Consider the following 25,066-nt stretch of genomic DNA (forward strand, 5'->3'; position numbering starts at 1 on the left):
GGACCTGCCATGTCTATCGCACTCGCCAACCAACCGGACGCGGCCGTGTACCGCGCGACCATCCCCGCCGGCGAACCCTGGCTGATGGAAGTCAAGGCCGGCCAGACGCTGCGCATCCTCGACCTTGAGGGCAACCAGGCCGTCGACACGCTGTTCTACAGCCTGAAAAACCCCAAGGAACGCTACGACGTGCAGCGCACGTTGCGCCGGCAAAACAGGGTGTACCTGAGCATCGGCAGCGTGCTGTATTCCAACCTTGGCCAGCCGATGCTGACCATCGTCGACGACACCTGCGGGCGCCATGACACCCTCGGCGGCGCCTGCGCCCAAGAGAGCAACACCGTGCGCTACGCCCTGGAAAAACGCTACATGCACAGCTGCCGCGACAACTACCTGCGGGCCTGCGCCCACGATGGAAGGCTGGGTAAAAGCGACATCGGGCCGAACATCAATTTCTTCATGAACGTGCCGGTGACCGCCGATGGCGGACTGACGTTTGAAGACGGTATTTCCGCCCCCGGCAAATACGTCGACCTGCGGGCCGAGATGGACGTGATCGTGCTGATCTCCAACTGCCCGCAACTGAACAACCCGTGCAACGGCTACAACCCCACCCCGGCGGAGTTACTGGTATGGAACTGAAAATGAAGCGGTTGCGTCAGTGGTTGTTCGCCCTGTGCCAGGCTCGAGCCGGGCAGTGCCTCAAAAAGCGCTGAAGATCAACTGTGGAAGATGACCTGTGGGAGCTGGCTTGCCTGCGATAGCGGTGGATCAGCCAACATATGGGGTGACTGACACACCGCCATCGCGGGCAAGCCCGGCTCCCACAGTTGATCTCCATTGGTGTTGAAATTTGCGCTCCGGACGACCGCAGCGCCCTCCACATTTGCGGGACGGCCCGCATCCCAGGACAAGGCCGGACATGCATCGGCCTGCGGGGTTTTGCCATGTTCGAAAAACTGTTGATCGCCAACCGTGGCGCCATCGCCTGCCGCATCCTGCGCACCCTGCGCGAGCTTTCGGTCAAAGGTGTGGCGGTGTATTCCGAAGCCGATGCCGCCAGCCTGCATATCCAGCAGGCCGACGAAGCCTGCAGCCTGGGCGAAGGCGCGGCGGCCGGCACCTATTTGTCGGTGGAGAAAATACTCGCCACGGCCAAAGCCTGTGGCGCCACGGCGATTCATCCGGGCTATGGCTTTCTCTCGGAAAACGCCGCGTTCGCCGAAGCCTGCGAAGCAGCCGGTATCGCTTTTGTCGGCCCGACGCCGGAACAGCTGCGGGTGTTCGGCCTCAAGCACACCGCGCGGGCGTTGGCCAAGCAGCACAACATCCCATTGCTGGAAGGCACCGAGCTGCTCAATAGCCTTGACGCCGCACTGCTGGCCGGCGAAAGCGTGGGCTATCCGATCATGCTCAAAAGCACAGCGGGCGGCGGCGGTATCGGCATGCGCGTGTGCAACAGCGCCGATGAATTGCGCGACTGTTTCGAGGCAGTCAAACGCCTCGGCCAGAATAATTTCAGCGACGCCGGTGTGTTTATCGAAAAATACATCCAGCACGCCCGCCACCTGGAAGTGCAGGTGTTTGGTGATGGGTGTGGCGAGGTGATTGCCCTCGGTGTGCGCGACTGTTCAGTGCAGCGGCGCAACCAAAAAGTGCTCGAGGAAACCCCGGCGCCGAACCTGCCCGACGGGATGGCGGATAAGCTGTGCCACGCCGCAATCACCCTGGCCAAGGCCGTGAATTACCGCAGCGCCGGTACCGTGGAATTTATCTTTGATAGCGCCGACGGCCGCTTCTATTTTCTGGAAGTGAACACCCGGTTGCAGGTGGAACATGGCGTCACCGAGCAAGTGTGGGGCGTGGACCTGGTGCGCTGGATGGTGCAACTGGCCGCCGGAGAAATGCCGCCGCTGCGGGAGCTGGAACTGAAGCCAAACGGCCACGCGATTCAGGCACGCCTGTACGCCGAAGATCCGGGCCGGGATTTTCAGCCAAGCCCGGGGCTTTTGACGTATGTGGATTTCCCGGTCGCTGAAGGCCTGCGCGTCGACACCTGGGTGGAGGCCGGTTGCGAGATCCCGCCCTACTTCGACCCGATGATCGCCAAGCTCATCGCTTGGGCACCGACCCGCGAACAGGCGCGGCTCGATCTGCATCAAGCCCTGACCAGTAGCCAGCTGTACGGCGTGGAAACCAACCGCGATTACCTGCGGCAGATTCTGATGGCCGCACCGTTCGCCAGCGGCCAGCCGTGGACGCGCTGCCTTGAAGGTTTGGTGTACCACGCCAACACGTTCGAAGTGCTGAGCGCCGGGACCCAAACCAGTGTCCAGGATTATCCGGGGCGCCTCGGTTACTGGGCCGTTGGCGTGCCGCCGTCGGGGCCGATGGACAGCCGCGCATTGCGTCTGGGTAACCGCCTGCTGGGCAATGCCGAGGGTACTGCCGCACTGGAAATCACCATGAGCGGGCCAATGCTGCGCTTCAATTGCGCGGCAGTGGTGGCGGTGACCGGGGCGGACATTGCGCTGCGGTTGAATGATGAAGTGGTGCCAATGAACACTGCGCTGTTGGTGCCGGCGGGTGCGACCTTGAGCCTGGGCACCATCGCCGGGGCCGGTGCGCGCAGCTACCTTTGCCTGCGCGGCGGGCTGCAGGTTCCGGATTATCTGGGCAGCAAAAGTACCTTCACGTTAGGACAGTTTGGTGGGCATGGCGGACGGGCTCTGCGAGCGGGTGACGTGTTGCACTTGCTGCCGTTGGTAGACGTCAGTTGCGGCAACACGTTAGTGCCTGAACCGCTCGCCGAAGTGCGAACCCTGCGGGTGATCTACGGCCCTCACGGCGCGCCGGAATACTTCAAGCCTGAGTACATCGAGACGTTCTTTGCCACCCAATGGGAAGTGCATTTCAACTCCAGCCGTACCGGTGTGAGGTTGATCGGGCCGAAGCCATTGTGGGCGCGTACGGATGGGGGTGAGGCGGGACTGCACCCGTCCAACATTCACGACAATCCCTATGCGATCGGAGCGGTGGATTTTACCGGGGACATGCCGGTGATCCTCGGCCCCGACGGCCCGAGCCTGGGTGGGTTTGTATGCCCGGTGACGGTGATCGAGGCGGACTTGTGGCAGCTGGGCCAGCTCAAGGCGGGTGACAAGATTCAGTTCACTCCAGTCGACCTAAAGACCGCCCGCACACTCGCCTTGGAATGGGATCAGGTGTGGGAGCCGGGCTTGCCCGCGATGCAGGCAACTCGGTCCGACAGGCAAACCGAGGCGATGCTTTCGCGAGCAAGCCCGCTCCCACATTCGATTGAGTCGCCTGTGGTGTGTGATCGTTCCCACGCTCTGCGTGGGAATGCCGCCTGGGACGCTCCGCGTCCCGCTGTCGACGCAATGACGCAGAGCGTCACAGGATGCATTCCCACGCAGAGCGTGGGAACGATCAGTTCGCCTGTTGTTCTGGACATCGGCCAAGCCGACACGCGCCTGGTCGCCCGCCTCGCCGGCGACACCCACCTGCTCCTGGAAATCGGCGCCCCTGAACTCGACCTGGTGCTGCGCTTTCGCGCCCACGCCCTGATGCAAGCGTTGGAAGCCCGCGCCCTGCACGGCGTCATCGACCTGACACCCGGCATCCGTTCCCTGCAAATCCACTACCAGCCCGAACAACTGCCCATCGCCGACCTCCTGGCGTTGATCACCACCGAATGGCACGCCGTCTGCGCCAGCCAAAACCTGCAAGTCCCGTCGCGCATCGTCCACCTGCCACTCTCCTGGGACGATCCGGCCTGCCAACTGGCCATCGAAAAATACATGACCACCGTGCGCAAGGATGCCCCGTGGTGCCCGAGCAACCTGGAGTTCATCCGCCGCATCAACGACCTGGCCAACCTCGACGAAGTGCGCCACACCGTATTCGACGCCAGCTACCTGGTGATGGGCCTGGGCGACGTCTACCTCGGCGCGCCCGTGGCCACGCCGCTGGACCCGCGCCACCGCCTGGTCACCACCAAGTACAACCCGGCACGCACCTGGACCGCCGAAAACTCCGTGGGCATCGGTGGCGCCTACCTGTGCGTGTACGGCATGGAAGGTCCCGGCGGTTATCAGTTCGTCGGGCGCACCTTGCAGATGTGGAACCGCTACCGGGAAGTCGCGGCGTTCGATGGCAAACCGTGGTTGCTGCGCTTCTTCGACCAGATCCGCTTTTACCCGGTGAGCGCCGATGAGCTGGTGCAGATACGCCGGGATTTTCCCCTTGGGCGGTTTGAACTGGGCATCGAACACAGCCAGTTGAACCTGACGGACTACCAGGCCTTTCTCGCGCAGGAAGCCGAGAGCATTGGCGCGTTTCGCGGGCAACAACAGCGCGCGTTCAACGCCGAACGCGAACGCTGGATCGCCAGCGGCCAGGCGCATTTCGACAGTGAGGAACTCGCGGCGCCATTGGGCGAAGACACGCCGTTGCAGGCCAACGAATACAGCATCGACAGCCACATCGCGGGCAATCTCTGGCAAGTGCAGGTGAGCGCGGGGGAACGCGTGGCGGCGGGTGATGTACTGGTGATCCTGGAGTCGATGAAAATGGAAATCCCGGTACTCGCGCCGTTCGCCGGCACCGTGCGGGAAATTCCCGTGCAACCAGGCAGCGGCATTGGCGCCGGGCAACGGGTGGTCGTGCTGGAGCGTGATTTGCAATAACGCCTCGGGGCTGTATCGTGCAAGGCACACCGGGTTTCACCGGGACCTTGTCCGATACAGCCTGAACCGACCGATGACCACGCCAACCCTCTGCCCCGCCTGCGGCGCCCGCAACGATTGCGCCTTGGCCGACCCGCGCACTGCCGACCAGGCGTGCTGGTGCTACAGCGTCAGCATCGACCCTGCCGTGCTTGAAGCCTTGCCGCCGGAACTGCGCAACAAAGCCTGCCTGTGCCCACGCTGCGCCCAGGTGGACGAGCAACTGCGCGGGAACGAGCGGTCGTAATGCGCGTAGACCGCTTCCTCAGCAACCTGCCCCGATTCAACCGCAAGCAAGTTCGCCTGTTGCTGGTGGAACGGCGGATTACCGTCGATGGCCAATTCGTCAGCGATCCGCATCACCCGGTGAGCGAGTTCAGCCGTGTGCTACTGGATGACGAAGTGCTGCAAGCCGGCAAACCCGCGCGCTACTTCATGCTGCACAAACCCCAGGGCTGCGTCAGCGCCACGTCCGACCCGCAACACCCCACTGTGCTCGACCTGCTGGATGAACCGGACAAGCACGAGCTGCATATCGCCGGTCGTCTGGATTTCAACACCACCGGCCTGATGCTGATCACCAACGACGGCCAGTGGTCGCGCCGCCTGACCCAGCCGCAAACCAAACTGCCCAAGGTGTACTACGTTGAGACCGAGCAGGACATCGGCCCGGAATACGCCGCCACCTTTGCCGCCGGCCTGTACTTCGCGTTTGAAGACCTCACCACACAACCGGCGGAACTGGAGCTATTGAGCCCCAGAACGGCGCGCCTGAGCATCATTGAAGGGCGTTATCACCAGGTGAAGCGCATGTTCGGGCACTTCGACAACAAAGTGACCCGCCTGCACCGTGTGCGCATGGGGCCGCTGGAATTAGACTCAGCCCTTGCGCCAGGCCAGTACCGGGCGCTTACAGACGCTGAAATCCAACAGGTCTGATGACCGTTCAGCCGATGATGGCAAAAACCCACGCCTTCGACTGGCGAACTGGCATCCCTGATGCTTGAATCAACCGAGCCAGCCGCAATCTGACTGGCGAGTCACCCCTACCTACAAGAAACACTTTGCCCGTCCGCACGCTTGATCTGCGGGCACCTCACGGCAAATTGCCCGCCATAACAACACCCGTCGGCCAGCCAGTACCGGATCGACATGGGCCCTCACTTCCAGGCGTATGCCTACCTGTCACAAAGCTCGTGCAGAGTGATCTGCGCGCATTACCCGCTTGCCAGGAGTCTTACGACATGAGGCCAGAAATCGCTGTGCTGGATATACAGGGTCAGTATCGGGTTTACACGGAGTTCTATCGCGCGGACGCAGCTGCCAAGACCATCATTCTGGTCAACGGCTCAATGGCCACCACTGCGTCTTTCGCCCAGACCGTGAAAAGCCTGTACCCGACGTTCAACGTGGTTTTGTACGACCAGCCCTACGCCGGTCGCTCAAAAATCCACAACCGCCACGAGCATATGCTGACGAAAGAAGTCGAGGGCCAGATCCTTCTGGAGCTCATCGACCACTTCACCGCCGAACACGTGCTGTCCTTTTCCTGGGGCGGCGCCGCGACCCTCGTCGCCCTCGCCCACCGCCCGCGTCGTGTGGAAAAGGCGGTGATCAGCTCGTTCTCCCCGGTGATCAACGCCCCGATGCGCGACTACCTGGAGCGCGGCGTCGACTACCTCGGCAACCTCGACCGCGACCGCGTGGGCCACCTGGTCAACAGCACCATCGGCAAACACCTGCCGTCGCTGTTCAAACGCTTCAACTACAAACACGTGAGCAGCCTGGCCGAGCATGAGTATGGGCAGATGCACTTTCACATCAGCCACGTGCTCAACAGCGACCGGCTGTGCTACCTCAAGGCGGCGAAGCAGATTGATATACCGGTGTTGTTCTTGAACGGCGAATGGGACGAGTACACCAGTGCCCAGGATGCGAAGCTGTTTGGGCAGCATATTGCGAAAAGCAGCTTCGGCACGATTCAGGCGACCGGGCATTTTCTGGATATGGAGCACAAGGCCGCGTGCCGGGATAGCCGAGAGGCGTTGATGGGCTTTCTGAGGCCGGAGCAGCAGCCAAGTCGGCTGCGATACCACGCGTCCCAGCCACAGCATGCGTTTGCCGTATGAGCGGTGGGGTTGTGGGTGGGCTGGATTTCCATAGGGGTCCGCCTGCCCACGACCGACCGTTGGCACGTAAAACACAGAATTTTCGAAGAAAAACTTCAAATCCGCGAGCACATCTGGTACAAAGTCAGCCGCTCTGAGCGGGTATAGTTTAGTGGTAGAACGAAAGCTTCCCAAGCTTTAGATGAGGGTTCGATTCCCTCTACCCGCTCCACTCAGATTTTGGTCCTGCGTCAGGATGGTTTTGACGGGGGATGTGTAAAAAAACCGGTCCTTGGTGACCGGTTTTTTTATGCTCGAAATTTGAGAAGGCTGCCGATCACCGAACAAACTTGAAATAGACAAGCTCCGGATCATCCTCATCCAGATTCTCAATAACGCCACTGCGCAAGAATCCAGCCTTGGATATGAGTTGCTGTGAAGCGACGTTTGAGCGGTTCGTTGAGGTGAAGAGCTTATCCGTCTTACATAGGGATTCGGCGGCAACAAGCAGCAGAAGCGCGATGCCTTTGCGCTGGTGTTCAGGAGAGACAACCACCAGTGAAACAAAGCCATTCCCGAAAAAACCATGGGTAAGTACGAGATAGCCGACGACGCTGCCGGACTCTACTGCAACCAGGCATTGACGCCTCTCAACGGCCTCGCGAATAAGCTCGCCACGGCTGACATTCGATTTCGCGAAAGCGTCGAGTTCAACCATTGCACTCACGTCTTCAAATGTTGCCTCTCGGGCCGACGGGGCTGTGCTTGTCTCGCTGTTCCGGGTCATCGGTACTGACTCCCAACACGTCAAAATCGGCTGCCCTTCCCTTGGTATGTGCGGCCTGGAAGGGAAAGCGTTTTATAGAATCAAGAAAACCGATCCACTCGGTCCTGCACGGTTTCTACCAGTAAAAGCCCCTGCTCAATCATTTGCTGAATTGCCAATGCCAGATAGCGATGCTCATCTGGCAGGTTATCTGCAAATTCGTTGGTCATTGCTCCAGCGCCGGCAATGGTTTCGTAGGCGTTGGCGAGTAATGCATCGGTGCCGATTTCGGGACGTACGCTGAAGATTCTTACGGCTGAGTTATACGAGTCAGTACACATCTGTTGATCCTCGGTTAGGACCACCTTCCAGAGCTACTAAACAAAGGGTGGCGGCTATACGCGGGTTAGTAGACCGGTTGATCAACGAAACCGGCGCGCCCAAGGGCGCCCCGCGTACAGCCACCATCAAGACCAGACACCGAAACATCTGAGAAATGGCACAGCGATACGCCGTTGATCAAATCGGGCTACTAAACCCGACCGCTGATGGGCAGCGGCTGACGAACCTTAAAGAGGTCGCCTAAGGCGCACAACCGGGACGATTCTGATGGTTGTGTAGGCAAAGCCGCAATATTCATCACTGCTTGCTCGCCCAAATAAGCCGGCAATCTCTGGCAACAAGATTGATCATGAACCGCTTATTCCTCTGGAGGGCAGTGATTTTTCGTGGCACTCAGGCAAGGCCATCGCAGCCTCGCCAAAGCTCGACAACTCCCACATTAGAGCGGTGTCGCTCCCAAATCTGGAATGCACTCCCTGTGGGAGCCGGGCTTGCCCGCGATGCAGGCGGCGCGGTCTGCCAGGTACACCGCAGCGATCCCATCGCAGCCTCGCCAAGGCTCGACAGCTCCCACAAGGAACTGAATTCACCATCCGAAAAGACGGCTATCTCTCGAGCACCACTCCCCGCTGCACCACCCACGCCAACGGCAAGGTCAGCAACAACATCCCCGCCAGCACCATCACCGCCACCGGCACGCCCATCGAGTCCCCCAGCCCGCCAAACAGCACCGGCGCCAGTGCGCCGCCGCCGATGGTGCCGGTGTAGAACACCGCAAACGCCTGCTCTCGTTTACCTGCGCCAGCGAGATCCGGCACCGCGCCGTAGAGCACCGAAGACGTACCATTTAGCGCCAGCCCCAACACCGGCAACATCACCATCAAACCGGTCAACGGCAGGTACACCGCCGCGACGATCAACAGCGCGGTGCTGGTCTCCGTCAGCCACACGGTTTTCATCATGCCGATACGTGCGCCGAGGTAGCCGCAAAGCAACTTGCCGAAGGCGCCGCCGATAAACAGCATGGTCAGCGCGAGACCGATGCCCGCAGTACCAGCGCCTTTAGCTTGCAGAAGAAAGGGCAAAAACGTGAGAAAGCCCATGCGCACGGCGCTGTCGAGTGTGCCCGTGACGATCAGCGCACGCAGACCGCTGACCGAGCCACTTCCGATCAAAGTCTTGGCGGACTTTCCGGAAGTCAATGACGCCGCCTGCGTGGGTATTAGCCACCACAGCAACCCCGCTGCCGCCAATCCCAGCAGGCCCAACAACGTGACGCTGGAGCGCCAGCTGATGACCGTCAGCAACAGCCCCACCAACCCGGGAACCAGGGTTTTGCCAATGTCTCCGGAGAAGTTGTATTGAGACAGCGCTTCCTTGACCCCACCACCGTTCTCGTAGGTATCGGTGATCATCGAAGAAGCCAGCGGATGCTGGGTACTCGCCCCCAGCCCGCCCAACACCAGCGCCAGCAACAACATGCCCAACCCGGTCGCCTGCCCCGCCAACAGATAGGCAACACCGGCAAGCGCCGTGCCGCCCACCAGCATTGGCATACGCCCCCAACGTTTGGCGGCGCGACTGGCCATCAGTTGGAACACCGCCATCATCCCGGAGTAAGCGCCACGCAGCAGGCCGATCTGGGCGTAGGTCATGCCGAACTGCGCTTGCCAGATCGGCAGCAGCACGTAGATCACATCGGTCAGGCCATCGTGAATGGCGTGGGCGCTGCACCCTGCAATCAGCGAGCGGCGGCGGGCGGAAGTCTCGGGCACGGGCAAGGCAACGGCGTCGTTCATGAGGTCTTGCTCAGTTCAGGTTGGAGGGGCTTCCAGCCCGTCAGGGCGATCAGCAGTGACAGCAACTGGAAACCGATGATCAGCGCTACGCACCCCGTCCAGCCCCAGCGTCCCCAGATCAACGCCGGGACGATGGCGCCGAAGCTGCCACCGAGGTAATAGCAGGTGAGGTACAGGCCCACGGCACCGGCCTTGTTGTGGCGGGCGGTGGCAGTGGTGAAGGCGCTGGCGGCGGCCTGGGCGAGGAATACGCCGGTGGAGCTGAGGGCCAGGCCCAGTACGATGCACCACAGGGACGGCACCAAGGTCAGGGCCGAGCCGCAGACGCCAAGTGCCGCAGCGGCGGTCAGCAGTTCGGATTGCGGGCGGGATTTGCTCAGGCGCCCGGCAACGGGAATGACTACGAGGGCCAGCAGGAACACCATGTAGATCGTGCCCAGCGCCGCCGGGCCAAGGTCGAACGGGGCTTGGCTGAGGTAAAGGCCAGCGTAGGTAAACGTCGCCACTTGGGAGAACAGCACGCAAAACCCTACAGCGTAGGCAGCCAGCAGCGGCGTGCCGAGCACGTCAGCCCAGGTGGTTGACGGTCGCGCAGCTCGGGGTGGATTGCCCGGCAGCAGAAACTGGATAAACCCGCCCACCATCAGGCTCAACACCGCCAACAGCTCAAAGGCTTCACGCCAGCCGACATACTCGGTCATCACCCCGGTGACGAAGCGCCCGGCAAACCCGCCGAGCACGGTGCCGGCCACGTAGAGGCTGGTGACCTCGGTCACGGTGCCGCCGCGCCAACGATCACCGATATAAGCCACGCTGGTGGCAAACACTACCGGAATCAGCATCCCTTCGATAAAGCGCCACACCAGCAGTTCGGCAAAGCTGCTGGCATAGGCAGTCATCAGCGCCGGCACCGCCAGCAACAGCGCGGCCACCGAGATCACGGTGCGTTGCTCAAACCGCCCGGTCAGGCGGCTGACAAACGGCGCGGTCAGCGCCACCGCCAAGGTGGTGACGGTAATGCTCCAACCGGCAGCCTTGGCGCTCACCTCAAAGTTGGCGGCAAGCGTCTGCAAAATGCTCTGGGTGGCGTAGAGGTTGAGAAACGCCGCGCAGCCACACAGGAACAGGGCAAGACGGGCACAATGCAGGCGCGGTTTCATGAAACCTCTCGTTTTATTATCTGCGGCCTTTATAGAATGACCCGCACACCCGAGACCAATACCGATTTCGGACCGATCAATACCCTGGGGCCAGGATGCTCGACCTACGCAAGCTGCGTTACTTTCTGACCGTCGCCGAAGAATTGCACTTCGGTCGCGCCGCCATTCGCCTGCACCTGGCCCAGCCGCCGTTGACCCGGCAGATTTCCGCGCTGGAGGCTGAATTGGGGTTTCGCCTGTTCGACCGCACCAGTCGCACGGTTTCGCTCACGCCTCAGGGCCGCTCGTTCCTGCCCTACGCACGGGCGGTGCTGGAGCAGGTCGACCTCGCCGAAGTCATCGCCGGCAAACTGGCCGCAGGCACCGCCGGGCAACTGGCGCTGGGTTACGTGAGTTCCATAGCCCTCTCGGATTTGTTCAGCCAGGCGATTCAGGCCTTCGCCCAACGCTTTCCCGATGTGCAATTGACGCTGGTGGAATGCGCCTCCGGGAGCCTGGGCGCGCAGGTGGCTGATGGGCGCCTGGATATCGGCTTGAGCCGGTTACTGCCCCAGGAAGGTCAGACTGAGGTGCAAGCGTTGTCGTTGGGTGAGGAGCGGCTGGTGGCGGCGGTGTCCAGCGACAGCCCGTTGGCCAACCAGGCCGAGGTCAGCCTGGCGCAGTTGAGTGGGTATCCGTTGATTCTGTTTCCAGCCGATTATGGCTCCGGGCTTAACCAGTCCATTGAACAGCTATATCGGCATAAGGGTTTGCCACTGCGGGCCGGGCCGTCGGGGCGGCAAATTACCTCGATCATTGCACTGGTGGCGGCGGGACAAGGTGTGGCGCTGGTACCGGAATGTACTCAGAGTTTGATGAATAAGGGCGTGACGTATCGGCCGTTGGTGGATCTGGATGCGTATGCGCAGCTGTTGGTTCTCACCCGAGCCGAAGGGCGAAGCTTGATGGTTGAAGCATTCATGAAGGTGATTGATGAACTTTTGTTTATCCGATAGGCACTTTCACGATTAAGCAAACTCCGAATGCCACACCGAACCAAGGCCACGATGATGCTCACCCGTCACCTCTGAATCAGGAACCGGCATGCTCCCTCCCGCACAACGCACTCCAAAACCCGTACTGCGCAAAGTACTGGGCTGGGTGCTGATCGCGCCTCTGCTGCTCTCGTTTCTCAGGCTGCCCTTTCCGCTGGGACTTGTGTTGGTGCTGGCGTCCATCACAGCCTCCGTTTATGGCGCCCGTTTTGCCCAACTGCATGCCAGCCGACGTGTAACCGTATTTGCCGTGATCATCACGCTGTTCAACATCGCTTCATTTTTTGTCATTGGTACGGCATCGGTACTCAAGGCGCTGTACTGGTTCTCGTGGCTTTACGGGTATCCGTATTACGCCGATTGGGTTTACTGGAACCTCTAAGTCGTTCGCGAATTCGACCGCAAGAAACGTAGTTCCACCATGGGCCGGCCTATCTACAGTAGAGCCATACCCACTCAAGGAGCCCGACCATGTCCTATGAATACAAATACATGCCCTCCCCCGTCGGCCAACTGACCCTCGTGGCCCGTGGCGGAAAACTCACCGCCATCCTCTGGGAAAAAGAACGCCCCAACCGTGTTCGCCTGGGTGCCCTGCAAGAGGCCAATAACAGCCCGGTGTTGCAGGAAACCGAGCGGCAGTTGAAGGAATATTTCGCCGGTACCCGCAACCGTTTCGAGCTGGAACTGGACTTTGCCGGCACCGACTTCCAGAAGAAAGTCTGGCAGGCGCTGTTGACCATCCCGTTCGGGGAAACCCGCAGCTACAGCCAGATTGCCGCACAGATCGGTAACCCCAAGGCAGTGCGTGCCGTCGGCGCAGCCAACGGGCGCAATCCGATTTCCATTGTGGCGCCGTGCCATCGGGTGATTGGTGCCTCGGGCGGGCTGACCGGGTTCGCCGGTGGGCTTGAGGCCAAGCAGTATCTGCTGGAGCTGGAGGAGCACGCCTGAATCCCGGCAAAAACTGTATAACTTTGTTCAATCCCTCAATTGTAAAAAGAAATTTCAGCGCACGCCTGCGGTCAGTATTTTCATCACCCACCCTTTAAGGAAAACGGTTATGAAATTCTCCGCCATCTCTCAATCCCTGTCCCGCTGGGCAGGCAGCGCCCGCACGTTCTACGCGGCGGTGGGGTTGATCCTCCTGTGGAGTTTGAGCGGGCCTTATTTCCACTACAACGACACGTGGCAGCTGATCATCAACACCTCCACCACCATCATCACCTTTCTGATGGTGTTCCTGATCCAGAACACGCAAAACCGCGACAACGATATTTTGCATATCAAGATCGACGAGTTGCTACGCGCCACCAAGGACGCACAAAACGCCGTGTTGAGCCTGGACGGCATGGACCGCAAGGAACTGGAGAAATTACGCAAGGAATACAAGACCATTGGGGATAGCGAAACCATCACCGTCACCACACTGGTGACCGAAACACCGAATGACGGTGACCGCCCCAAGACGGACTTTAACCAGGCATAAAAAAACGGCGGCTGGAGTGATCCAGCCGCCGTTTTTTATGAAGTACTCAACGCAATCAACCGTCGCCTTGGTGACCTTTACCGTAAGTTGACGCCAACGCCCGGGCTTTCTCCAGGCGTTCTTCCAACTTGGGCAGGGTCTCATCCACCAGGGCCTTTATTTCAGGAATGTCAGACTCGGCACCTTCCTGCTTGAACAGCGCGATCGCGTCTTCATTGGCCTTGACCTGCTCGGCGGTGTAGGCGGCGTCAAACGAATCGCCGTCCTTGAGCTCGGGCATCAACGATTCGGCCTTGTCGACGATCTTGTCCCGTGGGGCCACCGGCAAGTCGAGCTTCTTGGCAATGGCCGCCAGGTGCTGATTGGCCAGGGTGCGTTCATTGATGACTTCGATGGTGTAGTCCTTGATTTCCTGGGACGACGTCTTGGCGTGTGCCATGCGGCTGGTCTCGATATCGGCCATGCCCTTGGCCGAAGCCTGCTCGATGAAATCGGCAGGCGACTGGGCGAAAGCACTGCTGGCGCCGAGGCCCAGCAGCATCGCGAAACTGGCGGTGCGTAACCGGATAACCATGCGGCTCATGATGGGTTCCTCCTGGTAATAAACAGGTGCAGGGAAACGAGCCCCGCTCTGAATCTGAATTTTCAGGGCGATAAAGGTTTAGAAAAAACTTGCCAGTGCGACGAACGGTCCTCAGGTCTTGCTGCCAAACGGGTCCGACAATGCTCCCTGCACCTGCCCATTCAACCACTTCAACGCCGGGTCTCCACCCGGCGTGGCTCACTGCCAGCTGATCAGCGCTTGTCGAGGGTGCGCAGCTTCTGCGGCAAGCCCCACAGCAACAGCGCCGCCGCCAGCAACGCACACACGCCGATGACATACAGCGCCGGCGTGGTGCTGCCGGTCAGGTCCTTGATCCGGCCGACCATCACCGGGCTGACGATGCCGCCGAACTGGCCCAAGGTGTTGATCACCGCAATCCCGCCCGCCGCGCCCGCGCCGGCACCGGCCAACAGCTTCGGCGGCAAGGTCCAGAAGGTCGGGATTGAGGCGATGATGCCCGCGCCCAGCAAGCTCAGGGCGACGATCAGGAACGTGGTGTGATCCGCAAAGATCCCCGCACAAAAGAACCCCACCGCCCCCAGCGCCACCAGGCCGCTGACGAACTTGCGGCGTTCGCCGGTGGCGTCCGACAAGCGTCCGATCACCACCATGCTGATAGCGCCGCAGACGTAGGGAATCGCCGTCAGCAGACCGATCATCACCGGGCTCTGGGTGCCGGCGCTGCGGATCAATTGCGGCGCCCAGAAGTTCAGGCCGTAGGACGCTACCTGGATCAGGAAGTAGATAAAGCCCAACATCAGGAAGCCGGGAATCCTGAGTGCTGCCAGCAATGAGCCGCCACTCTTGTGGGGTTCATGCACGGCAATGCGGCTGGCCAGCAACGTCTTCTCCGCCGAGGTCAACCAGTGGGCATCCTCGATGCGGTCCTTGAGCAACTTGAGCACCAGGAAACCCAGGCCAACGCAAGGCAAACCACCGAGCAAGAACAACCAATGCCAGCCGCGCATTTGCAGCACGCCATCGAGGTGTTCCAGCACCAGCCCGGAGAACGGCGCGCCCACCAGCCCGGCAAACGCCGAGGCCAGGAACAGCATCGACGTGATGCGCCCACGGTAGTGCTGCGGGAACCACAAGGTCAGGTAATACAACACGCCCGGCGCGAACCCTGCCTCCATCGCACCGATGATGAAACGCAGGCCGTAGAACTGCCATTCGGCCGTGACGAACACCATGGCGGCCGTCGCCAGCCCCCACGACATCATGATGCGCGCGATCCAGCGGCGAGCGCCGACCTTGTACAGCATCATGTTGCTCGGCACTTCGAAGATCACATAGCCGACCACAAACAGCCCGGCGCCGAGGCCGTAGGCGGTGTCGCTCAGGCTCAGGTCGGTCTGCAGCTGGAACTTGGCGAAGCTGATGTTGATGCGGTCAAAAAACGCAAACAGGTAGCAGATCATGATCAGCGGCATCAGGCGCCAGGCGACCTTGCTGACCAAGGCTTTTTCCGCATCGTGTTCAGCGGCCGGGCGCACGCCGGCCTCCAACGTATTAAGGCTCATTGTTTCTCTCCAGCGGACTGCTCGCAGGCGTCCGATTGTTTTTGTTGTCTGGTGGCGGCTTACAAGGTGGCGATGTAGGCCGGTGGCGGATGCAGGTCGCAATTGCGCCCGGCCTTGGCCACCTGGCCCGGGAGTTCATGGCCGAGCAGGGCCGGCAGTTGTCGCGACATTTTCAGCAAGTGCGGCAGGTCGATACCGGTGTGAATCCCGACTTCGTCACACAGGTTGACTAAGTCTTCGGTGCAGATATTGCCCGACGCGCCGGGAGCAAACGGGCAGCCGCCGAGGCCGCCCAGTGCCGCATCAAACCGTCGCGCTCCGGCCTCGTAGGCGGCCAGCACGTTGCACAAACCCAGGCCGCGAGTGTTGTGGAAATGCAGGGTCAGGTCGCTCGCCGGAATACGCTCCAGCACACGCGTGACCAGGCGTTCGACCTGACGCGGGTTGGCCATGCCGGTGGTGTCCGCCAGGCTGATGCCCTGGATGCCCAACTCGCGGTAGGCGTCGACCCATTGCAGCACACGGTCTTCATCAATCTTGCCCTCGAACGGGCAGCCGAAGGTGGTGGCGATGCTGCCGTTGAGGCGCACCGGATAGTCGGCAGCAAAACTCACGATGTCGCCGAACGCCGCCAACGAGGCTTCGCAACGCATGCGCATATTCGCCAGGTTGTGGGTCTGGCTGGCGGACATCACCAGGTTCAACTCATCAGCCCGGGACTCGACGGCGCGCTGGGCGCCCTTGAGATTGGGGATCAAGGCCACGAAGATAATCCCGGGGCGACGGGTGATGCCCTGGAACACTTGCTCGCCATCGCGCAACGCGGGAATGGCCTTGGGTGAAACAAACGAACCGGCTTCGATCCGGGAAAAACCCGCCAGGGACAGTTGGTCGATCAACGCGATCTTATCGACGGTCTCGACCCAGGTCGGCTCGATTTGCAGCCCATCCCGGGGCGAGACTTCCTGCACGATCAAGGCATCGGAATAGCTTTTCATTGCACCACTCCCGAGGTTTTCAGGCGTTGAATATCGGCCCCGCTCAAGCCCAGGTCGCCGAGGATTGCATCGGTGTGCTGGCCAAGGCTTGGGCCCTGCCAGTTCACCGCGCCGGGGGTTTCCGACAGCTTGGGCACAATGCCGGGCATCTTCACCGTGAGGCCGCCGGGCAGGTCGGCGCTAAGCAACATATCGCGGGCCTGGTAGTGTGGGTCGGCGACGATATCGGCCACTGAATAGATGCGCCCTGCCGGTACTTCGGCGACTTCCAGGGCGCTGAGCACCTGGTCGATGGGCAGGCTGCTGGTCCAGTGGGTGATGGCGGCGTCGAGCAGGCCGCTTTTGGCGGCACGGCCGTCGTTGTGGGCAAACTCCGGCGCTTCGGCCAGGTCGGCGCGGCCGATGGCGAGCATCAGGCGTTTGTAGATCGGGTCGCTGTTGCCGGCGATCACCACATAGGCGCCGTCGGCGGTCAGGTAAGTATTCGAGGGTGCGATGCCGGGCAAGGCGCCGCCGCTGCGTTCGCGTACATGGCCGAGCATGTCGTATTCCGGTACCAGGCTTTCCATCAGGTTGAATACGCTTTCAGCCAGGGACACGTCGACGACCTGGCCGTCGCCCTGGCCGGTCTTGACCCGCAGCAGCGACATCAGCGCGCCGATAACGCCGTGCAGTGACGCCAGGGAATCACCGAGGCTCACGCCCACCCGCGCCGGTGGCGAATCCGGGTTGCCGGTGGTGTAGCGAATCCCGCCCATGGCCTCGCCGATGGCACCGAAGCCCGGACGGTCGCGGTAGGGGCCGGTCTGGCCGTAGCCCGAGATACGCACCAACGTCAGCTTGGGGTTGAGGGCGTGCAGCACGTCCCAGCCGAGACCGAGTTTTTCCAGGCCGCCGGGGCGCAGGTTTTCGATCAGCACGTCGGCGTCGCCCAGCAATTGTTTGACCAGGTCCAGGCCTTCTGCCGACTTAAGGTCCAGGGCCAGGGACTTCTTGTTGCGCGATTGCAGGTACCACCACAGCGACGTGCCTTCATGCAGCTTTCGCCATTTGCGAAGCGGATCGCCCTGCCCCATGGCTTCGATCTTGATCACCTCGGCGCCAAACTCGGCCATCAGCCGGGCGGCGAAGGGCGCGGCAATCAGGGTGCCGATCTCGATCACCTTGATACCGCTCAGGGGAGCCGTCATGGGGTGTACCTCTTGTTCTTGGAATGTGGTCCAAGGCTAGAGGACGCAGGCAGTAGAAATCCAACCGTCAGTTGGCAACGAGCGTTCGCGAAATGCGAAGGGTCGAGGATTTTGGGCGCTCTTTAAATCGCTATCGCGGGCAAGCCCGGCTCCCACAGGGGATCGATTTTTCCCCAAACAACTCGGTCAACTGTGGGAGCCGGGCTTGCCCGCGATGAGGCCTGCAGTGTTTCGCTCAGCCCTGCTCCCGACGCAAATAATCGAACAACAGCCGGCTGACCGGCGACAGCTGCGCCTCATCACGCACCACCAGGATCAGGCTGCGATCCGACCAGGCATCCGTCAGCGGTACCGCGTGCAGCCCAAGTGCCCGGCCAAACAACTCGTAGGCCTTTTGCGGCAGGATGCCGATGCCCATGTTGGCCTGGACCATTCGGCACATGGCATCAAAGCCCGGCACATGGATCCGCAGGCGCAACACCTTACCCGCCTCCCGCGCCGCCGCATGGGTGCGCATATTGATCGAACTGGCGGAATGCAGCCCCACGTAGTCGCTGTCCAGCGTCTCGGCGAACGCCAGGGTCTTGCGCGACGCCAACGGGTGATCTGCCGGCATCAGCACCACCAGTTTGTCCCGGCGATAGGTCACGCCGGGCAGGCCTTTGGTATCGGTGTCGCTGGAGCAGATGCCCAGGTCCGCAACGCCGTCAATCACACCCTGGACCACGCCATTGCTGGGCCGCTCTTCCAGGTCGGCTTTGACCTGTGGGTGCAGCGCGGAAAAGTCGCGCAAGTCTTCCGGAAGGAACTGAATGATCGCCGAGAGGTTCGCCAGCATCCGCACATAACCGCGCACGCCGTGGCTGTGTTCGCCCAGCTCCAGGCCCATCTTCTCGACGTTGAACAGCATCTGCCGCGCATGGTGCAGCAAGGTCTCGCCGGCGGCCGTGAGCTGCATGCCCTTGGCCTGGCGCACAAACAGGCTCACGCCCAGCACCTGTTCCAGCTCCATCAAACGCTTGCTGGCGGCCGAGACCGCAATGGCTTCGCGGGCGGCGGCGCGGGTCAGCGTGCCTTCTTCATGCACCGCCACAAACAATTGCAGGGTGATCAGGTCAAGGCGACGGACCAGGCTTTTGTGCAGCATCTAGGCGCGCTCGGTGGCCAAGCGATTGATATCGGCCTGCTCCACCACCGGCAGAGGTGCGCCGTGCCGGACGGCCGAGAGCATCGCGCGGCCAACGGTTTCAGTGCTCACTACCCAGGCCGGCCGCACATGGCGCAGCAGTGACAACAACGGGCCGACCACGGTGTAGATGGACTGGTAGAGCGGGGTTTTCGAGCGCACACCGTGCAACGGCTGGATCACCCCGGGACGGAACAGGTACACGGCCTTGAACGGCAGGCGCAGCAGGGCATTCTCGGTCTTGCCCTTGATCCGCGCCCACATGGTTTTGCCGGTTTCGCTGCTGTCGGTACCGGCGCCGGATACGTAGATGAAGGTCATCTGCGGATTGAGCCGGGCCAGGGTGCTGGCGGCCACCAGGGTCAGGTCGTAGGTCAAATGGGTGTACTTGACTTCGTCCAGGCCCACCGAGGAAACGCCCAGGCAAAAGAAGCAGGCATCGAAGCCTTGCAGCAGATGCTCCAGGGGCTGGAAGTCGAACATATCGGCATGCAGCACCTGGTGCAGCTTGCCGTGTTCCTGGGTCAGCGCGGTACGGCCGACGGCGACGACTTCCTGCACGTCACTGGCCAGCAGGCACTCGCGCAACACGCCTTGGCCGACCATGCCGGTGGCGCCGAATAATAGAACTCTCATAAGGTTGGTTCCTAAGCGACAAGCGGTTAGCTTCAAGCTGCCAGGTAGAGACAAACACATTAGCAGCTTGTAGCTTGCGGCTTGCAGCTTACTGCCCAACAGGATCTTTTGCCCCTTGAAAAGCACCACGACCCTCGCCATCGCCTGCAGCGCGGCCTTTCTGTCCCAGGTTGGCATCAGCAGTTACCTACCCGCCGTACCGGCAATTGCCCACGCATTGCCAGCCGCCGAGGATCAGGTGGCCCTGGCCCTGGCGGTGTATTTGATCGGTATGGCGTTGCCGATGCTGCTCTGGGGCAGCCTCGGTGAGCGCCTGGGCAGAAAGCCGGTGCTCCTGGCCGCGTTGACGCTGTACGCGCTGGCCAGTGCGGCGATTCCGTCCGCCTACAGCCTCGAATCGTTCCTCGGCCTGCGGCTGGTTCAAGGCCTCGGCGCGGGCGGTGTGTCGGTGATGGCGCGGGTGTTGGTTCGCGACAGTTTCAGCGGTGCCCTGTTGGCTAAAGGCTTGTCGTGGCTGGGGATGACATTCGTGATCGCCCTGGGCATCGGGCAGTTTGTGGGCTCGCTGTTGCAAGTGGCATTTGGCTGGGAGGCGATCTTTTACGGGCTGTCGATGGCGGCTGTCGGTTTGATGATTACGCTGCAACGGGTGGTGTTTCCGACTTTGGAAAAAGCCGCCGGGCACGTCTCGGCCTGGCACATCTACGCCACGATCCTGCGCCATCCGGCGTTCCTGCGGCCTGCGCTGGCGGGCGGTTTGGGTTATGGGGTGATCATCGCCTTCAACACCTGCGCACCGTTGATCTTGCAGGGCCATTTCCAGTGGAGCGCCGCGCAATATGGCTGGCTCGGCTGGCCGATCAGCGGGGCGTATCTGGCGGGCGCATTGATGGTCAATCGCCTGGTCGCCCGTACCGGGCGCCTATCGATGATGAGTTGGGGCGTAGCGTTGGTGGTGTGCGGCAGCGCGACGATGTTGCTGGGCAGCCTGTTTGCCAACGGGCTGGCGATCCTGTTGTGGCTGCCGTATTGCCTGGCGGTGTTCGGGCAGTCGATGAGTTATCCCATCAGCCTGTCGCTGGCCAATGATGAGTCGCCGGTGAGCGGCTCCTACGCCATGGCCTTGAGCGGTTTCATGCATCAGTTGATGGCGGCGGCGATCGGCGGGGTGGCCAGCCTGTTGGCGAGTCAGCAGGCCTGGCCGTTGGCGGTGTTATGCGTGGCGCTGGCGGGCGGCGCACTGCTGTGCGTCGCCATGGCCAGGGCTGATCAGAACGCGCTGCGAAAGATCTCTTCAATCTGACGCTGATCCGCGCGCCGTGGGTTGGTCAGGCCGCAGGCGTCCTTCAGGGCGTTGGACGCCAGCAGCGGGATGTCCTGCAACTTGGCGCCCAGCTCCCGCAGCCCGGCAGGAATTTCCACATCCTGGGACAGGCTGCGAATCGCCGCGATGGCCGCCTGAGCGCCCTCTTCAACCGACGTCCCTTTGATGTCTGCGCCAAGGGCCCGTGCCACATGGCTCAGGCGTTCGGCGCTGACGCTGGCGTTGAAACTTTGCACATGGGGCAACAGCACCGCATTGCACACGCCGTGGGGCAGGTCATAGAGCCCGCCCAACTGGTGCGCCATGGCGTGTACGAACCCCAGGGACGCATTGTTGAAGGCCATGCCGGCAAGGAACTGCGCATACGCCATGTTCTCCCGGGCGGCCATGTCTTGGCCGTCGCGCACCGCAATCCGCAGGTTGGCGCTGATCAGTTCGATGGCCTTGATCGCACAGGCATCGGTGATCGGGTTGGCGGCGGTGGACACGTAGGCTTCGATCGCGTGGGTGAGTGCGTCCATGCCGGTGGCGGCAGTCAGGCCCTTGGGCATGCCGACCATCAGCGCCGGGTCGTTGACCGACAGCAGCGGCGTGACGTTGCGGTCGACGATGGCCATTTTCACGTGACGGGTTTCGTCGGTGATGATGCAGAAGCGGGTCATTTCGCTGGCAGTGCCAGCGGTAGTGTTGATGGCCACCAGCGGCAGTTGCGGTTTGGCCGACTGGTCGACACCTTCGTAATCGCCGATGTGCCCGCCGTTGGTCGCACACAGGGCAATGCCCTTGGCGCAGTCATGGGGTGAGCCACCGCCCAGGGACACCACGAAATCGCAGGCGCTCTGTTTCAACAACGCCAGGCCTTTTTCGACGTTCTCGACGTTCGGGTTGGGCTTGGCGCCGTCGTAGATCACCGAGTCGATGTCCTGCATCGCGAGTTTCTCGGCGATCATGCTGGCGACACCTGCCTTGGCCATCCCGGCGTCAGTGACGATCAGCGCCTTGCGAAAACCGTAGTTGCGAATCGCAGTCATGGCTTCGTCGAGGCAGTCGATGCCCATGATGTTGACGGATGGAATGAAGAAGGTGCTGCTCATGGTGGCAAATCCTCGAAAGTCGTTATGCCTACAGCATCGACCTCGATTGCCTGCGGCATCTTGACCAGGATCAACGCCCGCTCGTGATAAAGTCACCGCCCAGCCGATTTTGAGTAGACCCGCCGCAATGAAGGATTCCCAGGATTTTGACGCCCACCTTGAAGACTGGAACGCCTTGCGCAGCAGTACCGCCTTCAGCGGGATCCTGATCGGCAACGGCGCCAGCCGCGCAGTGTGGGAAGACTTTGCCTACGACTCACTGTTCGAAAACGCCCGCACCGTGGAAGAAAAACCCCTGAGCCAGTCCGAGCTCAGCGTGTTTGACGCGATGCAGACCCGCAGTTTCGAACAGGTGCTGGGCGCGTTGAAAACCACCAGCCGGGTCAACAAGGCCTTGGCGGTCAGCTCGGCGGCGCCGCGTAATCGCTACTACGCGATCAAGGAAGCGCTGATCAATACGATCCACAGCGTGCACATTCCGTGGCGCCTGGTGAAGCCTTCGACGCTGGCGACGATTCATCAGGAGTTGGCGAGTTATCCGACGGTATTCACCAGCAATTACGACTTGCTCAACTACTGGGCGATCCTGCAGGCGCCGGGCATCGATGATCTGTTTCGCAGTGCGGATGCGAGCTTTGACCTGCGCAATACCGTCACCGACGGCACGCGCATTTTGTATTTGCATGGTGGTTTGCACCTGGTGCGTAACCTTGACGGTACGGCGCGTAAATTGCCGACCACTGACAGTACGTTGCTTAGCAGTTTTGCGATCAACAACACGATCAAGACGTTGGATGATGTGCCGTTGTTTGTCAGCGAGGGGAAGGTTGAGGAGAAGCTGAAGACCATTCGCAGTTCTGACTATTTGTCGTTCTGTTATGAGCAGTTGTTGAGTCATGAGGGCGCGCTGTGCATCTTCGGGCATCACCTCGGCGCGCAGGATGTGCATCTGGTGCAGGCGATTCGACAGGCGAAGGTCACGATGTTGGCGATTTCGGTGTTTGGGCGCAGTGCGGGGTTTATTCAGCAGCAGAAGCGGCGTTTTGCGGCGTTGTTTGAGGGGGTGGATGTGGAGTTGCGGTTTTTTGATGCGCGTAGTCATGCGCTTGGGAATTCGGGGTTTTCGGTGCCCGTGGAGCGGTGATGGGGTGGGGTGGGGTGGGGTGTACATATCCGTTGCTGCGGTAACGGCGGCTTATGGTTCCGCTCTTACAGCGGGTCACTTTTGGCAAACGCCCCAAAAGTAACCAAAAGGTCTTTGCCCCACCACTCGGTGCCTCGCCTAGGCTCGGCATGCCCGCACTCCGGCACGGCTCCGCGGGCCGCCGCGACGGGCCATCCATGGCCCGGCGCGGCTAAATCGGCATCCTTGCCGATTTACCCGCACCACCGTGCCTACTTGCGGCCATCGTGGTTAACGGGGCCCGCAGATCAAGATCAAAATCAAAAGCAAGGGCACAGCGGCCTCCCGGCCGGCTTGAGTGTTAAAAGCAAAGGCAAAGACCAGAGCGAAAGCAAAGCTGCTTTTCTGTGGGAGCTGGCTTGCCTGCGATGCAGAAAACTCGGTTTTTCAGGCACACCGAGGTGATGCCATCGCAGGCAAGCCAGCTCCCACATTTGACCGTGCCCGCTTTAGATTTTGATTTGGCTTTTGCTCTTCAACACTCAAGCCGGCCGGTAGGCCGCTGTGCTCTTGCTTTTGATCTTGATTTTGATCTTAGGCGCCCCGTTAAACCACGCTGGCCGAACGCAGGCTTTGGAGCGTGGGTAACCCGGCAGGACGCCGGGTTAGCCGCGCTGGGCCAAGGATGGCCCATCGCGGCGGCCCACGGTCCAAAGCCGGAGTGAGCAACCGTGTCGAATCTCAAGCCATTTCAGCGAAATGTTTTTGATCTCGGACCATCGCATTCAGGATCGTCAGCAGCTTTCTCATGCATGCAACCAGCGCCACTTTCTTCGTCTTCCCTGCAGCAAGCAGACGGTTGTAGAACCTCTCGATCACCGGGTTATGGCTCTTCGAGGACAAGACAGCCATGTAAAGCACACTTCGCACCTCAGCTCGACCACCCCATATCCGTCTACGTCCTTTGTACAGGCCGCTATCGCAGTTAAAAGGGGCCACACCAACCAATGCAGCCACTTGTTTGCGATTCACTTTGCCTAGCTCAGGAACCATCGCCAGCAGCGAAAGTGCGAGCACATTGCCAACACCTGAGACCTCGCGCAGCAAATCATAATTGGCCTTCCAGGCCGGCGAAGCTTTGATCGCTTCGTGCAAGTCATCGTCTGTACTTTTAAGACGCTTTTGAAGCCAGACGATATGTGCCTTGATATCCCGTCGAAGCGCCTTGAATACCGCCTGTTTCAGTCGAGACTCCTCCGCCACGATCATATCGATAAGCTGACGGCGTCTAGTCAGTAGATCTGCCAGTTCACGAGCGTGTTCATCTGGCATCTCCCGAATTTCGGGTTTGACCGCCTGAGCAAACTCCGCAATCACCTGGGCATCCAGAGCGTCGGTTTTAGCCAGCCGTCCGGTAGCCTTAGCGAAATCACGGACCTGACGGGGATTGACAACAACGACTGGTAATCCAGCAGCGCAAAGCTCGGCAGCGGCAAGCCGCTCATATCCGCCAGTTGCTTCCAGCACCACTAAAGCGGGCATCTGAGCCTTGAGATGCTTAGCTAAACGCTGGATATCTTCTGGAGTATTGAAAAACTGCTCGACTTGGCCAGTAGTGCTGACGAATGAGTCGAGCTTGTTTTTGGAAACATCAATTCCGACGAACGCAGAGTCATGGTCCATGGCGTTTTCCTCACGTCCAACCTTGCAGAATCGGGCTTTACGCCCAGGCAACCGTTCGGACTAGTTTAGAAAAGAACCTGCTTCGACCCATGCTCACTCACGATCTTGAAATCTGAGGGCACCACGGTCTGAAGCAGGTGAAAATAATCTTACAAGGGCACACCGAGCCTAAGCGAGGTGCCGAGTGGTGGGGCAAGAGCGTTTTGCTTACTTTTGCGCTTTTCAAAAGTGAGCCGCTGTAAGAGCGGAACCATAGGCG

The 25,066-nt window shown here is 60.8% G+C and carries 23 protein-coding genes and 1 tRNA gene; 12 read left to right on the forward strand and 12 right to left on the reverse strand.

Annotated elements, in window-relative coordinates; genetic code table 11:
- Positions 1 to 9: 9 nt before the first annotated feature.
- From BLU46_RS09100 to BLU46_RS09125, 6 genes are all read left to right on the forward strand, one after another.
- On the forward strand, positions 10 to 642 hold the full coding sequence (locus BLU46_RS09100; RefSeq protein ID WP_093200786.1) for an urea amidolyase associated protein UAAP2: 633 nt from the start codon (positions 10 to 12) through the stop codon (positions 640 to 642).
- 305 nt (positions 643 to 947) lie between these two features.
- Positions 948 to 4,709 carry a 5-oxoprolinase/urea amidolyase family protein gene (locus BLU46_RS09105; protein ID WP_093200789.1) on the forward strand — a complete coding sequence of 1,254 codons (3,762 nt, stop codon included), beginning with the start codon at positions 948 to 950 and terminating at the stop codon, positions 4,707 to 4,709.
- Between the two features lie 73 nt (positions 4,710 to 4,782).
- On the forward strand, positions 4,783 to 4,995 hold the full coding sequence (locus tag BLU46_RS09110; RefSeq protein ID WP_063032670.1) for a cysteine-rich CWC family protein: 213 nt from the start codon (positions 4,783 to 4,785) through the stop codon (positions 4,993 to 4,995).
- Positions 4,995 to 5,687: a pseudouridine synthase gene (locus tag BLU46_RS09115; protein ID WP_093200792.1), complete on the forward strand. Its 693-nt coding sequence runs from the start codon at positions 4,995 to 4,997 to the stop codon at positions 5,685 to 5,687. Before BLU46_RS09110 ends, BLU46_RS09115 begins: the two co-directional genes overlap by 1 nt.
- A gap of 305 nt (positions 5,688 to 5,992) precedes the next feature.
- A complete protein-coding gene (locus BLU46_RS09120) occupies positions 5,993 to 6,877 on the forward strand; it encodes an alpha/beta fold hydrolase (RefSeq protein ID WP_093200795.1) in 885 nt (294 codons plus the stop codon).
- A 137-nt stretch (positions 6,878 to 7,014) separates the two neighbouring features.
- A tRNA-Gly gene (locus tag BLU46_RS09125) sits at positions 7,015 to 7,088 on the forward strand.
- Between the two features lie 105 nt (positions 7,089 to 7,193).
- On the opposite strand, the gene BLU46_RS09130 is transcribed toward BLU46_RS09125, so the two are convergent.
- The 4 genes from BLU46_RS09130 to BLU46_RS09145 form a co-directional block, all read right to left on the reverse strand.
- On the reverse strand, positions 7,194 to 7,643 hold the full coding sequence (locus BLU46_RS09130) for a GNAT family N-acetyltransferase (protein ID WP_093200799.1): 450 nt from the start codon (positions 7,641 to 7,643) through the stop codon (positions 7,194 to 7,196).
- An 80-nt stretch (positions 7,644 to 7,723) separates the two neighbouring features.
- Positions 7,724 to 7,963: a DUF6124 family protein gene (locus BLU46_RS09135; protein WP_093200803.1), complete on the reverse strand. Its 240-nt coding sequence runs from the start codon at positions 7,961 to 7,963 to the stop codon at positions 7,724 to 7,726.
- A 606-nt stretch (positions 7,964 to 8,569) separates the two neighbouring features.
- Positions 8,570 to 9,763 carry an MFS transporter gene (locus tag BLU46_RS09140; protein ID WP_093200808.1) on the reverse strand — a complete coding sequence of 398 codons (1,194 nt, stop codon included), beginning with the start codon at positions 9,761 to 9,763 and terminating at the stop codon, positions 8,570 to 8,572.
- Positions 9,760 to 10,923 (reverse strand): MFS transporter, encoded by a 1,164-nt coding sequence (locus BLU46_RS09145; RefSeq protein ID WP_093200812.1) that lies wholly within the window; start codon positions 10,921 to 10,923, stop codon positions 9,760 to 9,762. Before BLU46_RS09145 ends, BLU46_RS09140 begins: the two co-directional genes overlap by 4 nt.
- A gap of 95 nt (positions 10,924 to 11,018) precedes the next feature.
- Between BLU46_RS09145 and BLU46_RS09150 the strand changes: the two genes are divergently transcribed.
- The 4 genes from BLU46_RS09150 to BLU46_RS09165 all read left to right on the forward strand — a co-directional run bounded on the left by BLU46_RS09150 (position 11,019) and on the right by BLU46_RS09165 (position 13,446).
- Positions 11,019 to 11,918 (forward strand): LysR family transcriptional regulator, encoded by a 900-nt coding sequence (locus tag BLU46_RS09150; RefSeq protein ID WP_093200817.1) that lies wholly within the window; start codon positions 11,019 to 11,021, stop codon positions 11,916 to 11,918.
- Between the two features lie 88 nt (positions 11,919 to 12,006).
- Positions 12,007 to 12,339, forward strand: coding sequence for a hypothetical protein (locus BLU46_RS09155; RefSeq protein ID WP_063032687.1), 333 nt, complete (start codon positions 12,007 to 12,009; stop codon positions 12,337 to 12,339).
- A gap of 89 nt (positions 12,340 to 12,428) precedes the next feature.
- Positions 12,429 to 12,911: a methylated-DNA--[protein]-cysteine S-methyltransferase gene (locus BLU46_RS09160; protein WP_093200822.1), complete on the forward strand. Its 483-nt coding sequence runs from the start codon at positions 12,429 to 12,431 to the stop codon at positions 12,909 to 12,911.
- A 109-nt stretch (positions 12,912 to 13,020) separates the two neighbouring features.
- Positions 13,021 to 13,446, forward strand: coding sequence for a low affinity iron permease family protein (locus BLU46_RS09165; RefSeq protein WP_063032691.1), 426 nt, complete (start codon positions 13,021 to 13,023; stop codon positions 13,444 to 13,446).
- A 55-nt stretch (positions 13,447 to 13,501) separates the two neighbouring features.
- Here BLU46_RS09165 and BLU46_RS09170 read toward each other — a convergent pair whose 3' ends face one another.
- The 6 genes from BLU46_RS09170 to BLU46_RS09195 all read right to left on the reverse strand — a co-directional run bounded on the left by BLU46_RS09170 (position 13,502) and on the right by BLU46_RS09195 (position 19,583).
- A complete protein-coding gene (locus BLU46_RS09170; RefSeq protein WP_063032693.1) occupies positions 13,502 to 14,029 on the reverse strand; it encodes a DUF4142 domain-containing protein in 528 nt (175 codons plus the stop codon).
- 212 nt (positions 14,030 to 14,241) lie between these two features.
- Complete coding sequence (locus BLU46_RS09175; RefSeq protein WP_063032695.1) at positions 14,242 to 15,573, reverse strand: MFS transporter; 1,332 nt, start codon at positions 15,571 to 15,573, stop codon at positions 14,242 to 14,244.
- A gap of 59 nt (positions 15,574 to 15,632) precedes the next feature.
- The gene (locus BLU46_RS09180) at positions 15,633 to 16,571 is read right to left on the reverse strand and encodes a hydroxymethylglutaryl-CoA lyase (protein WP_093200830.1); all 939 of its coding nucleotides are present in this window, start codon (positions 16,569 to 16,571) and stop codon (positions 15,633 to 15,635) included.
- Positions 16,568 to 17,761: a CaiB/BaiF CoA transferase family protein gene (locus tag BLU46_RS09185; protein ID WP_093200834.1), complete on the reverse strand. Its 1,194-nt coding sequence runs from the start codon at positions 17,759 to 17,761 to the stop codon at positions 16,568 to 16,570. The genes BLU46_RS09180 and BLU46_RS09185 overlap by 4 nt, the downstream gene beginning before the upstream one ends.
- Before the next feature lie 235 nt (positions 17,762 to 17,996).
- On the reverse strand, positions 17,997 to 18,908 hold the full coding sequence (locus BLU46_RS09190) for a LysR substrate-binding domain-containing protein (protein ID WP_093200838.1): 912 nt from the start codon (positions 18,906 to 18,908) through the stop codon (positions 17,997 to 17,999).
- Entirely contained in the window at positions 18,909 to 19,583 is a 675-nt protein-coding gene (locus tag BLU46_RS09195; RefSeq protein WP_093200842.1) for an NAD(P)H-binding protein, read from the reverse strand.
- Between the two features lie 115 nt (positions 19,584 to 19,698).
- On the opposite strand from BLU46_RS09195, the gene BLU46_RS09200 reads away from it, so the two are divergent.
- The gene (locus BLU46_RS09200) at positions 19,699 to 20,886 is read left to right on the forward strand and encodes an MFS transporter (protein ID WP_093200846.1); all 1,188 of its coding nucleotides are present in this window, start codon (positions 19,699 to 19,701) and stop codon (positions 20,884 to 20,886) included.
- Here the strand turns inward: BLU46_RS09200 and yiaY are convergent.
- The gene (gene yiaY / locus BLU46_RS09205; RefSeq protein WP_093200850.1) at positions 20,853 to 22,001 is read right to left on the reverse strand and encodes an L-threonine dehydrogenase; all 1,149 of its coding nucleotides are present in this window, start codon (positions 21,999 to 22,001) and stop codon (positions 20,853 to 20,855) included. The two genes, BLU46_RS09200 and yiaY, sit on opposite strands and share 34 nt — an antisense overlap.
- 127 nt (positions 22,002 to 22,128) lie before the next feature.
- Between yiaY and BLU46_RS09210 the strand changes: the two genes are divergently transcribed.
- A complete protein-coding gene (locus BLU46_RS09210) occupies positions 22,129 to 23,145 on the forward strand; it encodes a DUF4917 family protein (RefSeq protein ID WP_093200854.1) in 1,017 nt (338 codons plus the stop codon).
- 720 nt (positions 23,146 to 23,865) lie between these two features.
- Here BLU46_RS09210 and BLU46_RS09220 read toward each other — a convergent pair.
- Positions 23,866 to 24,807: an IS110 family RNA-guided transposase gene (locus tag BLU46_RS09220; protein WP_093200084.1), complete on the reverse strand. Its 942-nt coding sequence runs from the start codon at positions 24,805 to 24,807 to the stop codon at positions 23,866 to 23,868.
- Positions 24,808 to 25,066: the final 259 nt, after the last annotated feature.

Origin of the sequence: Pseudomonas yamanorum (assembly GCF_900105735.1) — a bacterium.
GTDB classification, from domain to species: domain Bacteria; phylum Pseudomonadota; class Gammaproteobacteria; order Pseudomonadales; family Pseudomonadaceae; genus Aquipseudomonas; species Aquipseudomonas yamanorum.

Excerpts from the sequence above, each read along its gene's own strand:
- BLU46_RS09120 (WP_093200795.1), top strand. The coding sequence starts at position 5,993 with ATGAGGCCAGAAATCGCTGTGCTGGATATACAGGGTCAGTATCGGGTT.
- BLU46_RS09210 (WP_093200854.1), top strand. The coding sequence starts at position 22,129 with ATGAAGGATTCCCAGGATTTTGACGCCCACCTTGAAGACTGGAACGCC.
- BLU46_RS09185 (WP_093200834.1), bottom strand. The coding sequence starts at position 17,761 with ATGACGGCTCCCCTGAGCGGTATCAAGGTGATCGAGATCGGCACCCTG.
- BLU46_RS09160 (WP_093200822.1), top strand. The coding sequence starts at position 12,429 with ATGTCCTATGAATACAAATACATGCCCTCCCCCGTCGGCCAACTGACC.
- BLU46_RS09190 (WP_093200838.1), bottom strand. The coding sequence starts at position 18,908 with ATGCTGCACAAAAGCCTGGTCCGTCGCCTTGACCTGATCACCCTGCAA.
- BLU46_RS09145 (WP_093200812.1), bottom strand. The coding sequence starts at position 10,923 with ATGAAACCGCGCCTGCATTGTGCCCGTCTTGCCCTGTTCCTGTGTGGC.
- BLU46_RS09140 (WP_093200808.1), bottom strand. The coding sequence starts at position 9,763 with ATGAACGACGCCGTTGCCTTGCCCGTGCCCGAGACTTCCGCCCGCCGC.
- BLU46_RS09135 (WP_093200803.1), bottom strand. The coding sequence starts at position 7,963 with ATGTGTACTGACTCGTATAACTCAGCCGTAAGAATCTTCAGCGTACGT.
- BLU46_RS09180 (WP_093200830.1), bottom strand. The coding sequence starts at position 16,571 with ATGAAAAGCTATTCCGATGCCTTGATCGTGCAGGAAGTCTCGCCCCGG.
- BLU46_RS09220 (WP_093200084.1), bottom strand. The coding sequence starts at position 24,807 with ATGGACCATGACTCTGCGTTCGTCGGAATTGATGTTTCCAAAAACAAG.
- BLU46_RS09105 (WP_093200789.1), top strand. The coding sequence starts at position 948 with ATGTTCGAAAAACTGTTGATCGCCAACCGTGGCGCCATCGCCTGCCGC.
- BLU46_RS09130 (WP_093200799.1), bottom strand. The coding sequence starts at position 7,643 with ATGACCCGGAACAGCGAGACAAGCACAGCCCCGTCGGCCCGAGAGGCA.
- BLU46_RS09165 (WP_063032691.1), top strand. The coding sequence starts at position 13,021 with ATGAAATTCTCCGCCATCTCTCAATCCCTGTCCCGCTGGGCAGGCAGC.
- BLU46_RS09175 (WP_063032695.1), bottom strand. The coding sequence starts at position 15,573 with ATGAGCCTTAATACGTTGGAGGCCGGCGTGCGCCCGGCCGCTGAACAC.
- BLU46_RS09100 (WP_093200786.1), top strand. The coding sequence starts at position 10 with ATGTCTATCGCACTCGCCAACCAACCGGACGCGGCCGTGTACCGCGCG.
- BLU46_RS09115 (WP_093200792.1), top strand. The coding sequence starts at position 4,995 with ATGCGCGTAGACCGCTTCCTCAGCAACCTGCCCCGATTCAACCGCAAG.
- BLU46_RS09195 (WP_093200842.1), bottom strand. The coding sequence starts at position 19,583 with ATGAGAGTTCTATTATTCGGCGCCACCGGCATGGTCGGCCAAGGCGTG.
- yiaY (WP_093200850.1), bottom strand. The coding sequence starts at position 22,001 with ATGAGCAGCACCTTCTTCATTCCATCCGTCAACATCATGGGCATCGAC.
- BLU46_RS09170 (WP_063032693.1), bottom strand. The coding sequence starts at position 14,029 with ATGAGCCGCATGGTTATCCGGTTACGCACCGCCAGTTTCGCGATGCTG.
- BLU46_RS09150 (WP_093200817.1), top strand. The coding sequence starts at position 11,019 with ATGCTCGACCTACGCAAGCTGCGTTACTTTCTGACCGTCGCCGAAGAA.
- BLU46_RS09110 (WP_063032670.1), top strand. The coding sequence starts at position 4,783 with ATGACCACGCCAACCCTCTGCCCCGCCTGCGGCGCCCGCAACGATTGC.
- BLU46_RS09155 (WP_063032687.1), top strand. The coding sequence starts at position 12,007 with ATGCTCCCTCCCGCACAACGCACTCCAAAACCCGTACTGCGCAAAGTA.